We start from the raw sequence: 13,479 nt of genomic DNA, 5'->3' as shown, positions 1-13,479 counted from the left end.
GAGAGACTATGGATGTCAGCCCTAGCAAGCCCACAATCTGCTTCACGCACCCCCCGGCCGCGGATACCCGATCGGTTGAAGGTGCTGTACGTCACCACGCTGCATCGAAGCAGTAGTTGGCTGGTCGAAGCGTTTGCTACCGACAGTGCGTCGCGGGTGTACGTGACCGAAGTCGTCGGTGTGACCGCCGGGCTGTCGGCGCTTCGCGACGAAGTGTTCGACGCGGTCGTCGTGTTCCACGAACCAGGCGTGCTCGACGCGCTCGATTTTGTCGAAGGCCTTCGCACCGGTGGACACGACGAGCCGATGATCGTGCTCGGGGCCCAGCCCCCTCAGGTGTTCGAAGCCCTGGTGTACGAAGTGGGGGCCGACGCTTATTGCTCGCTCAAACAAACCACCACGCGTTGCTTGCTATGGGAATTCGCTCGGGCGATTCGCCGCTTTGAGGTGGTGCGGGAGAACCGTCGGCTGCAGGAAGCCGAGCGGCAACGACTCGCCAGCGAGCATTCCGAGGCCGAGCGGCTGCTGACCGAACAACGCAAGCTACTTACCGAGCTCGAAGCGATCGACGCCGGAGAGTTCGACGCCCCCGAAGGGCTGGCCGGTGCATTAGCGGCCGAGGTCACGACAAGCCGCGCCCCGTTGCCGCCGATGCTGATCTCGCACTACCGCGATTTGCTGCAAACCTACGTCGTGATGGGCTCAGGCAACCTGACCGAGGAGATGACCAAACTGGCCGACGTGCTGGTGGATGCGGGCATTACCGCTCATCAGGTGATGCAGCTCCACGTCGAAGTGCTCGAAGGTATGATCGACGGACTTGGCCGCCGGAGTGCCAGGCACGTGATGAATCGTGCCGACCTGCTGGTGCTCGAAGTTGCCGTGCACCTGGCCGAAGGGTATCGCCAGCGCTGGCAGGCGAAGCGTTACACCAGCAGCCAACGGTTGCTGCCAGGATTCGACGAAGCCGATCTGCTGTCGCCCGGTTGCCGGAGCTTCGATCAGCCGTAACCCCGCCGGAAGCCACGGCCGCATCTTGCCAGCCACGGCGTTGCAGTCCAAAATCGCTGCTATGACCGACTCAACCTCCCCTGCACCGAACGATTCGAATACCTCCGTCGCCGAGCTGAAGAAGCTGGTCGACGACTTCGTGGGCCAGCGCGACTGGCATCAGTTTCATTCGCCGAAGAATCTGGCCATGGCCTTGGCCGTGGAAGCGGCTGAGCTGATGGAACACTTTCAATGGATCGAAGTGGCCGACTCCCGCGAGGTGGCCAACCATCCCGAGAAACTTGCGGCCGCGGCCGAAGAGATTGCCGACGTACTCTCGTACACGCTGGCGATCGCCAACTCGCTGGGGGTCGACCTGAGCGAGACGATCCACGCCAAGATGGTGAAGAACGCCCAGAAGTATCCGGCCGACTCGTTCCGTGGTCGGCACGGCGGAGAATAGTGTCGTGCGGTTGGCCATCGTAGGAGCCAGCGCCCGCGCGGCAGCGTGGTCGGCACGATCGGCTGGCTACGAGGTGGTTGCGGCCGACTTGTTCGCCGACGCCGATCTAGTGGATCGCTGCCCTGCGACACGCATCGAAGACTGGCCCGGTGAGTTTGCCAGTTGGCTCGCAAACCAGCAGGTCGACGCCTGGCTCTACACCGGCGGACTCGAAAACTATCCCCAACTGGTAGCCGAGATGGCGCGGATTCGCCCGCTGCTCGGCAATGGTCCCAAGGTGCTGGAGCCATGTCGCTCCCCAGTGGTGCTCCACGATTGGCTGCAAAAGTCGCTCGTCGCCACCCCCGCGATTGCCAGCGTGCAACCGAATTCGACTGAAGAGTGGTTAGTGAAGTCGACCACCAGTGCTGGCGGCATCGGTGTTGCCGACGCCAGCGGCGATGCGCTGCCGAGCGGAACGATCTACTGGCAGCGACGCATCGCTGGGCGGGCGATCTCGGCCGCGTTCGTGGCCGCCGACACGCAGGTCGAACTGCTCGGCGTGACCGAACAACTCATAGGCCGACATTGGACCGGTGCTGCACCGTACCAATACGCCGGATCGATCGGACCGCTGCAGTTGTCGGCCGCGGCACTCTCGGCAGTGATTGACGCAGGTCGCGTGGTTGCCACCAAAGCGGGATTGGTCGGTCTGTTTGGTATCGACTTCGTGCTCGACTCGCACAACGTGGCCTGGGTGATTGAAGTCAACCCGCGCTACACCGCATCGATGGAGGTCATCGAGCGTCTCACCGGGCTCAATATGATGGCCGTGCACGTGGCCAGCTGCATCACCGAGCAGCTCCCCCCTGGCCCGACGGTGATGCCCGGGCGGTTTGGCGGCAAAGCGTATCTGTTTGCCCCCCGCGAAGTGACGGTCGGCAACCTGCCCCGCGTCGGCGTGGCCGATGTGCCAGCCACCGGGTCGACGATCGCCCAAGGCGATCCCCTATGCACACTGCTGGTCGACGCGCCAGAATACAGCTTGGTGGAGCCGGCGCTCTGTCGACGCGCGGCCGCGCTGCTGCGCCAGTTCGATAACGATAGCTCCCCAACCATCGAACCGTAGTGCAAGTTGCCGATCCATGTTCGTGCGTGGCGTGCGCAATGGCGGCGGTACACCAACATTTAGGCGGAATTGCAACGGTGATAACGCTCTAATCTGCTTCCATTGAAACTTCCAACTGCGAAGAAATATTCTATGCGCCTTGGCATTGTTAGCGATACTCATGGACACGTCGAAAACACTCGGCAAGCGATTCGGCTACTCGATAGCCTGGATGTCGACCAAGTGCTCCACTGCGGCGACATCGGCACCGAGGAGATCGTCCCGATGTTCTCGGCCTGGCCCACTCACTTTGTGTTTGGTAACTGCGATTACGACCAGGCGGGGCTGGCCAAGGTGATCGAGAAAGCCGGCCAGCACTGCCATGGGTTGTTTGGCGACCTGGAGTTCGAAGGGGTTCGCTTCGCCTTGCTGCATAGCCACGAGCGGCGCAGATTCCAGGAAGCTCTCGACAATCCCGAGTACCAGTTCGTGTGCTACGGGCATACTCACTTGGTCGACGATCGGTGCATCGATGGCAAGCACATCCTCAATCCAGGGGCGCTCTATCGTGCGCCGAAGCACTCGCTGGCTATCGTCGACCTCCCTAGCGGAGAAGTGAATATCGTCGAGCTATAGCACCTTTGGGGGCTCCAAACAGGCGAAACTGGACTCGCGAGCTGGCAAGGATTAGCATGAATCAAGGCCAAACCACCGCGCGGACGCTCGTTGTGGTCATGGCCTTGGACTTCACAACTACCTTACCAGGCTCACTACCATGACTTCATCGCTTGATCGTCGCCATTTTCTCTCCACCGGAATCGCCTCGGCAGCCGCGGCTGGCATGCTTGCCTCTGGCTCCGCTAAGGCCGCCGATAGCCCCGCGTCGGCGGAGAGCATCATCACGCCCGGCAGTACGATTTTGTTCCAAGGCGATAGCATCACCGACGCAGGTCGCAAGCGCGGCATCCCTGAAGCCAACGACCAGGCAGCCCTTGGCGGAGGCTACGCGTTTCTGGCCGCGGCGGAATTGTTGGTCGATCACCCCAAGGCCGAGCTGAAAATCTACAACCGCGGCATCAGCGGTAACAAGGTGAATCAGCTTGCTGCTCGCTGGCAGGAAGATTGCTTCGACCTGAAGCCCGACGTACTCAGCATCTTGATCGGCGTGAACGACATTTGGCATCACCTCAACGACGATCTCGAGAAGATGCTCGAGGTTTATGGAAACGACTACCAGGAACTGCTCACCCGCACCAAGGCCGAGCTACCGGAAACGAAGCTCGTGCTGTGCGAACCGTTCGTGTTGCGTTGTGGAGCGGTAAACGATAAGTGGTTCCCCGCGTTCGACAACTTCCGCGCCGCGGCCAAGCAGATGGCCGAAGAGTTCGACACGATTTGGGTGCCGTACCAAACGATGTTCGACGAAGCAGTGAAGCTGGCTCCTCCCGCCCATTGGGCTGGCGACGGGGTGCATCCCTCCGCGGCCGGCGCGGCACTCATGGCCCATGGCTGGATGACCGCGGTAAGCGCCTAATCGCTTCGCACCGAACTCCAACGCAGTAACGCAAAGGAGCGACCAGCCAACCTGGCTAGTCGCTCCTTTTTTTGGTTGTTGCAATACTTTTTAGGACGGTTCGTCGCGTTCTTCTTCCGCGCGGAAGCCCAAGTTGCCGTAGCGATGGTAGCGGTTGGTGACCGACTGCTCGCGGAGATACCACAGCAGTTCGACCCGTCCGTGCGACGAGACCGGCGTGTCGGCCACGAAGTCCAGCACCGCAGCCGTGGCCTGGCGAATCACCTCGGGCACCCGGCTGCCATTCGCATAGCGAATCCGCCCGGCCATGTTTTCGCCGATCGCGGTCACCAGTTGCTCGTCGGTTTCTTCCACGAACTCAATCACCGCGCCCCACTCGTCAGTTACCTGATCGAGTTGGGCAATGACCTGGGCGATAGTCGTTTGCGGATCGAGCGGCGGAGCACTCACCACCACCCGCGCGCCCGCGATGATCGCCGCGGCGACGCGTAGCAGCAGCTCGCGAGGCGTATCGTCGGCATGCACCCGCAGCCGTACCAGCTCGACCGGAAGGTACCGGCGGAAATTATCCTCGCCCAGCAACCGCACGTCGTCGTGCTGCTGATGGAACTCCTCGGCGGCCCACTTTTCGTAGCTGGCAATCGCCGCGTCCAAGCCCAGCTCGCCATCGGCATCGAAGCCATACACCAGCTCGCGGGCGATCGACGAATTCTGAGGGTCATTCGACTCGGCTTCGTCGGGCTGCAGCGGATTGGCCGCGAAGTCCATGAGCTGAGCCACGTAGTTCGGACCGCCCGCTTTGATGCCGGGACCAACGTTGCTTTTGCCCATGCCGCCGAACGGCTGCCGCTGGACGATCGCCCCGGTGGTCGAACGATTCACGTACAGATTGCCCGCCCGGATTCCGTCTCGCCAGATCTCGTACTCGCGGTCGTCCAGGCTTTCGAGTCCTGAAGTCAGGCCAAACCCAGTGGCGTTCACCACCTCAATCGCTTCGTTCAGCGTGCGGACACACATCACGCCGAGCAGCGGACCGAAGAACTCGGTGCAGTGCGTCATCGATCCCGCGGTGACATTCCACTTGACGCCAGGCGAGACGAGGTGGGGATTGTCGTCGACGCCTACTTCTGGCATCACCGCCCACGATTCGCCGGGCTCGAGTTCCTTGAGGCCTTGTTCGAGCGCGCCGCGCGGTGGGCGAATCAGCGGGCCGACGCGAGTCGCCAGTTTCCAGGCCGAGCCAACACGCAAGCTCTCGACCGCATCGCACAACACGTCGCGGAATCCCTTGTCGTGATACACTTCGTCTTCCAGCACCAACAGCGACGTGGCCGAGCACTTCTGACCGCTATGGCCAAACGCGCTGTAAACCACGTTCTTCACCGCCAGATCGCGATCGGCCATCGCGGTGACGATCGTCGCGTTCTTGCCGCCAGTTTCGGCGAGCAGGTGCAGCGATGGCTTCGTCTTCAGCAGGTGAGCGGCAGTTTCGGTACCGCCGGTCAGCACCACGACGTTGGCCGCGGGATGGGTCACCATTTGCTGCGACACATCACGGCGGTTGCTGGCTACTAGTTGCAGCGCGGTCTTTGGTACCCCCGCGTCCCACAAGCAGCGGCACATCTCGTAGGCGATCAACGCAGTATCGCTGGCCGGCTTCAAGATCACCGTGTTGCCTGCTGCGAGCGCGGCCACGATGCCGCCGCACGGAATGGCTAGCGGGAAGTTCCATGGCGACACGACCACCACTACCCCTTTGCCTTTGGGGTTGAGGTCGGGCATCTCGTAATAGTACTGGGCGGTGCGGGCGTAGTAGCGGCAGAAGTCGATCGCTTCGCTCACTTCAGGGTCGCTCTCGGTGAACAGCTTGCCTCCCTCGGCCATCATCACGCCGAGCAAGTCGCCGCGGCGCTCGGCCATCAGGTCGGCAGCGCGGTACAACGTCGCGGTTCGCTCCACCGGCGAGCGTCGCCGCCAGCCATCGTTGTCGTCCACCGCGGTCTGAATCGCCCGCTCAGCGTCGTCGGAGTTGGCCGCACGGAACCGCCCGACCACCAACTCGGGACGGGAAGGATCGATGGTGTCGACCAGATCGCGGCCGTCGTAGATCTCTTCGCCACCGACGACCAGCGGTACATCGCGGGCTTGGTCGCTGTGACGCGGTTGCCACTTGGCGATGATCGACTCGGCCCACTCGCTATGTTGCGTGAGCGCCCAATCGGTGTTGGGTTCGTTCTGGAAGGGCTCCTGCGGGCTCTGCGGCGTGGCTCCCCCCTGCTGGCGACGGTCTTGCGTTCGCCGCGGCTGGCTGCCGACCGTTTCGAGGTTACTAAACGAATCGCGGAACTGCTGCTCCAGGCGATTCCACTCGTCGCTCCCCACCTGCACGTTAAACGCGTGACGCAGGAAGTTGTCGGGGCCGGTGTTCTCGTCGAGGCGACGCACGAGGTAACCGATGGCCGAGATGAAGTCGTCCTGATGCGCAGCCGGGGCGTAGAGCAGCAGGTTCTGCACCAGCTCGAACAAAGCCCGCCGCTGGTGATTAGCCATGCCTTCGAGCATCTCGAACTGCACCTGGTTGAGCATGCCCGACTGGTGGGCGGCAATCACTCCGTAGGCCAGCGTGAACAGGTTGTGGGAGGCAATGCCGATTTGCACCGCATCGCGATTCTCTGGCAGCAACGCTTCGTGCAGCATGCGAACGTAATTAGCGTCGGAGTCGATCTTGATCTTGTAAGGAGCCTGCGGCCAGCCTTCGAGACTGGCTTCCACCCGCTCCATCTCCATGTTCGCCCCTTTCACCAGGCGAATCGTAATCGGCGAGCCGCCGGCCGCAACGCGTTTGCGAGCCCACTCGAGCAGCGATTGCAAGACCAGGAACGAGTCGGGCACGTACGCCTGCAACGCGATGCCCGCCCGCACTTGCTCCAGGCCAGGCCGATCGAGCGTTTTCATGAACGCGTCGGCCGTCAGGTGCATGTCGCGGTACTCTTCCATATCGAGGTACACAAACTTCGAGACCTCGCGGCCATCATCGCGAACAAACTTACCCCGCGAGGCCGCGCGGAACAGCAGCTCGATGCGATCGCACAACTCGTCGACCGTGTGCTTGCGAGCCAGCGCGGAAATTTGCGAGTAGATCGTCGAGATCTTCACGCTGATCACTTCAATTTCCGGACGCTGCAACACCGCCAGGTACTTTTCCAGCCGCCGCTTCGCGTCGCGCTCACCGAGCAGTGCCTCGCCGAGGTGGTTCACGTTCATTCGCACCCCTTCGGTGCGTCGACGCTTGAGGTGTGAAGAGAGCAACTCCTCCTCGGCCGGCAGGATAACGTTGGCTGTCTCCTGTTGCATCTTCTCCTTGACGAATGGCATCGCCACCCCAGGCAGGTACGCCCCGAACGACTGGAAGCCGCGGAGTAACGTGCGGTCGAGCGGGCTGAAGAATCGCGGGATGCCTTGCACGTCGAGAATATGAATGAACTGGTCGGCCGAACGCTGCGCTTCACGGGACCGGAAAGTCTGGTCGGTCATTTGCGTGAGCGTTGCTTTGTCGTGCGGGCTCTGGATCATGCGATCGAGCTCCACCTGCTGGCGACGTTCGGCGGGGGTCTGCAGATCGTGCGAACGCTTTTGCAACTCCCGCGCGAGGGCGATGGCTTGCTCGACGAGCGAGCCCCCTGAGGCCCCGCTCGAAACGGTGGACAGTAGCTGAGCAAGTTGCTCGCTAATCGATTGAACTTGGGGAGTCGTAAGCATAGCAGGCCACCGCGAAGTAAATGTCGTAAAGGGCAGAACCGCCTGGGCAAACCTCTAATATTCCTGCAGGTTCCCGCGGTGTCCATTGGGGAGGGCCGTTTACCGCGGATACCCCTATCGCAGTAGGGCCGATTTGGCGGTTGAGTAGGTTGCTATCCGGAATCGCTGTGACTTGCAGTCACATGGTCGACTGGGTACGATTCTCTACAGTTACTAAGTGATAAGCTGGCTAGATTTAGTCTTTGAATTGGCCTTGTTGACTAACTCCACTCGAACTGTGGAAGCCCGAGTTGGGTGAATTGATTGATGATTTTACAGCGCAAGCGGGCTTCCGTTTGTTGGTTTTCGAATACTCGGTTTTTGAGATGGCTCCCAAAGCTTTGTTTCACTCGGTACATGGTCGTTTCCGCCAAGCTTCTACGATGATAGCCCACTTCCTCTTTCCAACTCCTACGCCCCTTGCGTCGAATCTGACGAATTGCCTCGTCCCGGGGCAAAGGCTCCTCCGCAGAGTTGCCATGTTGTTTGATCTTGGCGTTGTGCTGCGGCGGAATCACCGGCTCAATGCCTTCGGATTCCAGCCCTTCATAAACCTTCCACTTGTCGTAACTACCGTCGCCGTGAAACTTTTTTACGGGCTGCTCCACCTGCTCCAGCATTTCGGGAACCGCATCGGCATCGTGGCAACTGTTCTCGGTCAAAATCTCCGCCACAATCTCGCGGGTGTCAGGATTCACCGACAAATGCAGCTTCCGCCATGTCCGCCGCTTCGACTTGCCATGCGTCCGCATCTTCCATTCGCCCTCGCCAAACACTTTCATGCCGGTGCTATCCACCACGATATCGATGTCGCCCCTCTTGTTAGCGATATCGAGCGAAACATTCAGCTTGCTGGCTCGCTTGGCGAGCGAAGAATAATTGGGAATCGCTGCCTCGACGCCCAACATCGCCACCAGCGAGCGGCCGAATCCCTCAGTCTGCCGATAGGGAAGTTTCAGCAGTTCGCGAATCGTCAGCAAGCACTCGATCGCCGTATCGCTGAAGACAAAAGGGCGACCGACTTTTGTCTGGTCGTTAGGATGTTCCCAGTTCTCCAACGCCTCGTCGCTAAACCAAATAGTGATGTTTCCACGCTCGATGAGCGACTTGTTATACTCCTTCCAGTTCGTGACTTTGTAGGTTCGTTTTTCTTTCGTAGCCATGTTCGATCTCCGTAAAAAAGGTACGTGGTTCCATTCCACGTTAGTTTTTACGGAGGTTTGTGACTAATTGTTCAACAAGGCCCTTTGAATTTGGCGATTTCCCTATCTCGATCCCCTGAAGGCCCGGCTGATGCCACAACAGAATCGAATCAAGGTTAGCGATTCAGGCGGCGTGACCGTCGTTACGTTTGCCGACTCGAAGATTATCGACGAAGACGAAATCCAGGAACTGGGGCAAGAGCTCTACGACCTGGTCGAGCGCGAAGATCATCGCAAGTTTGTGCTTAATTTTTCGCACGTCGAGTTTCTCTCCAGTGCCGCGTTGGGCAAGCTGATCAGCTTCGAAAAGAAGGTGAGCTCGCACTCGGGCGAATTGATTCTCACGAATATTCGTCCAGAAATTTACGAAGTGTTTGCTATCACCAAGCTGACCAAGCTGTTTACTATAAAAGATGACGAGGCCGACGCCCTAGCGGTGTTGTAAAAGCCAGCAAGGCGGTTGCGTTATCGCAAGGCTCGCGAGCGACCGACCCTTTTGCCCCTCCGCCCAAACTCATTTACTCACTCCCCTCAGCTTGCGGATAGCTGGCGGGTATCAGCGTGAAGGCGAGCCATGACCCAACACAACTGGAGTTGGACGATCGAACGATCGCTACCCAGCAAGCGGAATGCGCACTTGGAGGTAATGGAAGCCATCCTCGCGAAGCTAACCGAGCTGGGTTGGAGCGATCACGAGCTGTTCGGCGTGCAAATGGCCTTGGAAGAGTCGCTAACCAACGCGATTCGCCACGGCAATAAGTACGACGAGTCGAAAAAAGTGCAGGTCGAGTGCAAGGTAAGTGCCGAGCGGTTCTGGCTGAAAGTGCAGGATGAAGGCCCCGGCTTCAAGCTCGAAAAGGTGCCCGACTGCACCCATGCGGAGAATCTGGAGGCCTGTGGCGGGCGGGGCGTCATGCTCATCCAGGCCTACATGACCACGGTCGAGTACAACGGCTGTGGTAACCAGGTGGTGATGGAGAAAATCCGCGGTGCCGGAGCCGACGACCTGGTCGACGTTTAGCCCACCAGCCGCCAGCGATTGCAGCCGAGTACCTGGGGTGAACCTGCGGGAGCGGCCGCGGGTCCCTATCTCAGCCTGGCGCGACTACCCGCTGCTGGCATAATCGACAAAAACGGCCCGGTTTTCGGGGGCGACAGCCTATTGAACCCCTGCGAGTCGGCCGATAAGATAGAGGTTTCCACTATTCCCCTGTAGCTCAGTTGGTAGAGCAGGCGGCTGTTAACCGCCTTGTCGCAGGTTCGAGTCCTGCCGGGGGAGCTTCAAATACCCGAGAACCACTATTATTGCAGTGTTTCCCGGGTTTTTCTTTTTCGAGCGCTGCAGGATGCGGTGCAGTTCCGAACGTTTCCGGCGCGTGCTGCACCGGATTTTGCAGCGCCTCAGGATCAGGCTCCAGGGCTTGGGCGAAGTGGCCGTCGGTCACTTGCAGGTAGTGCTTGCTAGCAACCGGCTCGCTGTTGCCGATCCAACTGCAAACCACGTGCAAGGGGAACGTCTCGGTCAGCTCCGTTTCGCGGGTCGATCTCAGGTTCTGAAAGACCTTTGGCCAGGGCTTCACGCCTGCACCTTTGATAATCCGATGCAACTGGGTCCGAAGGTTGGCGTTCTCCGACCGATTGCGGGTGATTACATGTTCCGCTGTGCGCGGGGCCAGCCGTTGGGCATCTTCCAGGTACGGGTGCAGTTCTGGGAAGATCGGAATAATCCGGCAATCGCCCCCCGCATGGTGATCTGTCTTGGGGCTCGGCACAGTCAAGCGGTCGTGCTGCCAGTTCACGTGCTCCCACTTCAGCGCCAGCACTTCCGAAGGGCACCGTAGGCCCGCGTAGCGGCATAGGGCGAAGATCAGCCGCCACTCGGCGTCGGGGCAGGCGTCCAGCACCTTTTCAGCGTCCTCACGGGTCACGAAGTGGTAGCGGGACTTGTTCGCATGAACTGCCGACTTCACTTCGGCAAAGGGATTGCGGTCCAGGACCTCCCGGTCCACCGCATGGGCGAAAAACTGCTTAGCGCGTCCGCACCGTCGGCGGACCGTGTTGCTCGATACTCTCTTTTCAACCAGCCACACCCGGAACCGCTCGCCATCGGCGCGGGTGAATGCCGCCAGAGGAGTCTCGGCACCAAAACAGTCGGTCAGGTCGGCTTTCACTCGGTTTAGGTGATCGCGGGTGGACTGCTTCACGTCGGTACGCCCGTTGACGTACTCGTCCAGGAACTCGCCCAGCTTGGCCGTCAGTCTTGAATGGCACAAGCCGACCGACGCCAGCTTGGCGTAGAGTTTATCATCGATGGAAGCCAACCAGCGGGCTGTATCGGGATCGATGGCTTGCTTGGCGATAACAGCGGAGTTGATTACCTCCACACGGTATTTGATTCCCTCGGCGACGCGCTGCGCGACCTTACCCAGGCGGATCGATCTACGCTTGCCATCCCCTGCCATGAATTGAATGGTTCGGCGTCCGTTCGGTTCTTTCGAGATACTCGCCACTAGGTTCTACCTTTCAGTGATCATACGTCTAGAACTACCATCACGTGATCCATAACCCGCGCCAACGTCGTCACGTCCAACTTGCCGCGCCGTCGGACTAACCGCTCTCTGGAAACGCTACGGATATGCTCAGGCATGGCGTAGCTATCTACCGTTACTCCGCCATCCGGTTTGGAAACCTTCACGTGTAGGGCAATCTGCTTATCGTGCTTGGTCAGGGGCACCACCACCAGCAGGCCAACAGCCCCTCGGTTGAGAGTATCGGCCGACACAATAACGGCCGGTCGTTTACCAGCTTGCTCGTGCCCCTCCCCTGTGTTCAGGTCCACGTCCCATACTTCGCCGCGCATTGGGTCAGCCTTGGCCATCGTCACTCCTTTTCTAGACCGTCTTGCAAAGTCCGATCCCACGCGGCCCGCTCGGCTTGTTCCGACTTCCAGGCTTTCTTGTCGCCCTGCAGCGCAGCGTAGTCTCGATCGGTCGCTTCGAGCAGACGCTTGCGCCGTAGTAGCTCGACCGCTTGCTCCAGAATCTCGGGCATGGTTTGCCCGGTATCGTCGGCAATCGCTCGCAGCTTGGCGTGGGTTTCGGGTTTAATGCGGACGGTTTCGCTGGCCATGGCTGGTTCTCCTGAAGTGTATTCAGGCCAGTATACGCCAGCGGGTACGTCCACGGAAGCAGGTTTTCGGCGGATTGCCGTTTTCGCTATCACTTGTGCCCCTTACAACTCGCCCAGATACCGGAAACGACTAGCCCGACGGCGCAGGCGGTCCCCCTTCTCTACCAGGGCCAGCACCTTCTCGGCCACCAGCAGGAATAGCCAGCGGTTGGCTTTGATACTGCTTCCACCGGACGGTTGGCTTTTTTCGAACGGCTCGAATCGGCACCAGCGACCACTCGCGACCGGCATAGCCTAAGGCAGCATCAAGGATACAATTACTCAAAGGTCCTACCTTATTTGCCGTTAGCATTCGTTAATATCGCGGTGATCAGCCGCAATAGTTCCATCTACTCCGTGGGGGGCGCACCAGCGGCCAGCCAGGCCTCGACCTCCGACCGCACGTAGCGGACCGATCGGTTGAGCCGGATCGCTCGCGGACCGAGTCGGCCCGTGCTATCAAGCGTGTGCAGGTGGCGTTCAGAAATTCCCAGCGCCCGGGCGAGTTCCGCCTTGGTCAGGGCGAGTGGGTCCGACTCAGAAATATGCGGGGCAGTGCTCATGCCCCAAGTATGAATTCCACAGAAAGAATATCTACAAGCGCCGACTTAGCGCGGTTCCGCGCTCCCTCGCTTAATGTAATATCCTTTGCCTGGTACGTTCGTAAGCCCAAATGGGCGAAGTTGCTTTGTGTAGTGCCGCGTGAAAGTCGAATACTCGACACCAATGGCTTTTGCGATTTGTTTACCGTATGAGCCTGGATGCTCAACGATGTAATCGTAAGCTGGACGAATTAACTCTGTAATTTGTTCTGTACTGCATGAGGATCTAGTGATTGAGGTTTGGTTAATGCATCGATTCATATGTGCGACTGCCGATTCCCGATCAATGCAGGCTGAAAGTAAACTCGCATCGAAGTATGGAGCTTCAGCTGCCGCGCATACGATGACTGGTTTCACGGCCTCGAAAGACTTTGCGAATTCGAACTCTCTATCCTGGTCGATTGAGAATTGCATGAGGCCAACGGCGTCACGAATGGCGGAAAATAGCCTTAAGTACACTAGCAGTGAGAGTTCGTGCGCACTTGCACAGCAGATATGACCGATTCAAAGAGGTCTCAATGACGCTGCTATGACTTCAGGGAGTAGGTAGTTGAATTCGTGACTTGCTGAAGTCAGATCGTCAAAGTCCCATGTATAGAGAAGCGGTGTTCCAATGCAACGTCCCTCTCTTGCAG

The 13,479-nt window shown here is 59.5% G+C and carries 13 protein-coding genes, 1 tRNA gene and 1 pseudogene; 8 read left to right on the top strand and 7 right to left on the bottom strand.

Going from position 1 to position 13,479, the window contains the following annotated elements; all coding sequences use genetic code 11:
• Positions 1-81 precede the first annotated feature (81 nt).
• The 5 genes from Pan181_RS22950 (at position 82) to Pan181_RS22930 (ending at position 4,074) form a co-directional block, all read left to right on the top strand.
• Positions 82-1,011, top strand: coding sequence for a hypothetical protein (locus Pan181_RS22950; RefSeq protein WP_197528622.1), 930 nt, complete (start codon positions 82-84; stop codon positions 1,009-1,011).
• A 61-nt stretch (positions 1,012-1,072) separates the two neighbouring features.
• Entirely contained in the window at positions 1,073-1,453 is a 381-nt protein-coding gene (locus tag Pan181_RS22945) for a MazG-like family protein (RefSeq protein ID WP_145250705.1), read from the top strand.
• 4 nt (positions 1,454-1,457) lie between these two features.
• The gene (locus tag Pan181_RS22940; RefSeq protein WP_145250702.1) at positions 1,458-2,561 is read left to right on the top strand and encodes an ATP-grasp domain-containing protein; all 1,104 of its coding nucleotides are present in this window, start codon (positions 1,458-1,460) and stop codon (positions 2,559-2,561) included.
• 132 nt (positions 2,562-2,693) lie between these two features.
• Positions 2,694-3,176, top strand: a complete 483-nt coding sequence (locus Pan181_RS22935) for a metallophosphoesterase family protein (RefSeq protein WP_145250698.1) — start codon at positions 2,694-2,696, stop codon at positions 3,174-3,176.
• 139 nt (positions 3,177-3,315) lie between these two features.
• Positions 3,316-4,074: an SGNH/GDSL hydrolase family protein gene (locus tag Pan181_RS22930; protein WP_145250695.1), complete on the top strand. Its 759-nt coding sequence runs from the start codon at positions 3,316-3,318 to the stop codon at positions 4,072-4,074.
• Between the two features lie 90 nt (positions 4,075-4,164).
• Here Pan181_RS22930 and Pan181_RS22925 read toward each other — a convergent pair whose 3' ends face one another.
• Together Pan181_RS22925 and Pan181_RS22920 are read right to left on the bottom strand one after the other, a co-directional pair.
• A complete protein-coding gene (locus tag Pan181_RS22925) occupies positions 4,165-7,833 on the bottom strand; it encodes a proline dehydrogenase family protein (RefSeq protein WP_145250693.1) in 3,669 nt (1,222 codons plus the stop codon).
• A 260-nt stretch (positions 7,834-8,093) separates the two neighbouring features.
• A complete protein-coding gene (locus tag Pan181_RS22920; protein ID WP_145244898.1) occupies positions 8,094-9,035 on the bottom strand; it encodes an IS5 family transposase in 942 nt (313 codons plus the stop codon).
• Between the two features lie 130 nt (positions 9,036-9,165).
• Here Pan181_RS22920 and Pan181_RS22915 point away from each other — a divergent pair, with 130 nt between their 5' ends.
• The 3 genes from Pan181_RS22915 to Pan181_RS22905 all read left to right on the top strand — a co-directional run bounded on the left by Pan181_RS22915 (position 9,166) and on the right by Pan181_RS22905 (position 10,353).
• Positions 9,166-9,519, top strand: a complete 354-nt coding sequence (locus tag Pan181_RS22915; RefSeq protein WP_145250690.1) for an STAS domain-containing protein — start codon at positions 9,166-9,168, stop codon at positions 9,517-9,519.
• Positions 9,520-9,648: 129 nt separating this feature from the next.
• Positions 9,649-10,095: an ATP-binding protein gene (locus Pan181_RS22910; RefSeq protein WP_145250687.1), complete on the top strand. Its 447-nt coding sequence runs from the start codon at positions 9,649-9,651 to the stop codon at positions 10,093-10,095.
• A gap of 185 nt (positions 10,096-10,280) precedes the next feature.
• Positions 10,281-10,353 (top strand) — tRNA-Asn (locus tag Pan181_RS22905).
• A 169-nt stretch (positions 10,354-10,522) separates the two neighbouring features.
• On the opposite strand, the pseudogene Pan181_RS27085 reads toward Pan181_RS22905, so the two are convergent.
• The 5 genes and pseudogenes from Pan181_RS27085 to Pan181_RS22880 form a co-directional block, all read right to left on the bottom strand.
• Positions 10,523-11,536 (bottom strand): annotated as a pseudogene (locus Pan181_RS27085) (tyrosine-type recombinase/integrase); the annotation flags it as partial.
• Between the two features lie 68 nt (positions 11,537-11,604).
• Positions 11,605-11,952 carry a type II toxin-antitoxin system PemK/MazF family toxin gene (locus Pan181_RS22895; protein ID WP_145250684.1) on the bottom strand — a complete coding sequence of 116 codons (348 nt, stop codon included), beginning with the start codon at positions 11,950-11,952 and terminating at the stop codon, positions 11,605-11,607.
• Positions 11,953-11,954: 2 nt separating this feature from the next.
• A complete protein-coding gene (locus Pan181_RS22890; RefSeq protein ID WP_145250681.1) occupies positions 11,955-12,203 on the bottom strand; it encodes a ribbon-helix-helix protein, CopG family in 249 nt (82 codons plus the stop codon).
• A 102-nt stretch (positions 12,204-12,305) separates the two neighbouring features.
• The gene (locus Pan181_RS22885; protein ID WP_145250678.1) at positions 12,306-12,494 is read right to left on the bottom strand and encodes a hypothetical protein; all 189 of its coding nucleotides are present in this window, start codon (positions 12,492-12,494) and stop codon (positions 12,306-12,308) included.
• A gap of 98 nt (positions 12,495-12,592) precedes the next feature.
• A complete protein-coding gene (locus tag Pan181_RS22880; RefSeq protein WP_145250675.1) occupies positions 12,593-12,805 on the bottom strand; it encodes a helix-turn-helix transcriptional regulator in 213 nt (70 codons plus the stop codon).
• Positions 12,806-13,479 lie beyond the last annotated feature (674 nt).

The organism is Aeoliella mucimassa (assembly GCF_007748035.1).
Taxonomy (GTDB): Bacteria; Planctomycetota; Planctomycetia; order Pirellulales; family Lacipirellulaceae; genus Aeoliella; species Aeoliella mucimassa.
The sequence above is the reverse complement of the archived record's forward strand: the minus strand, read 5'-3'. Positions and strand labels throughout refer to the sequence as shown.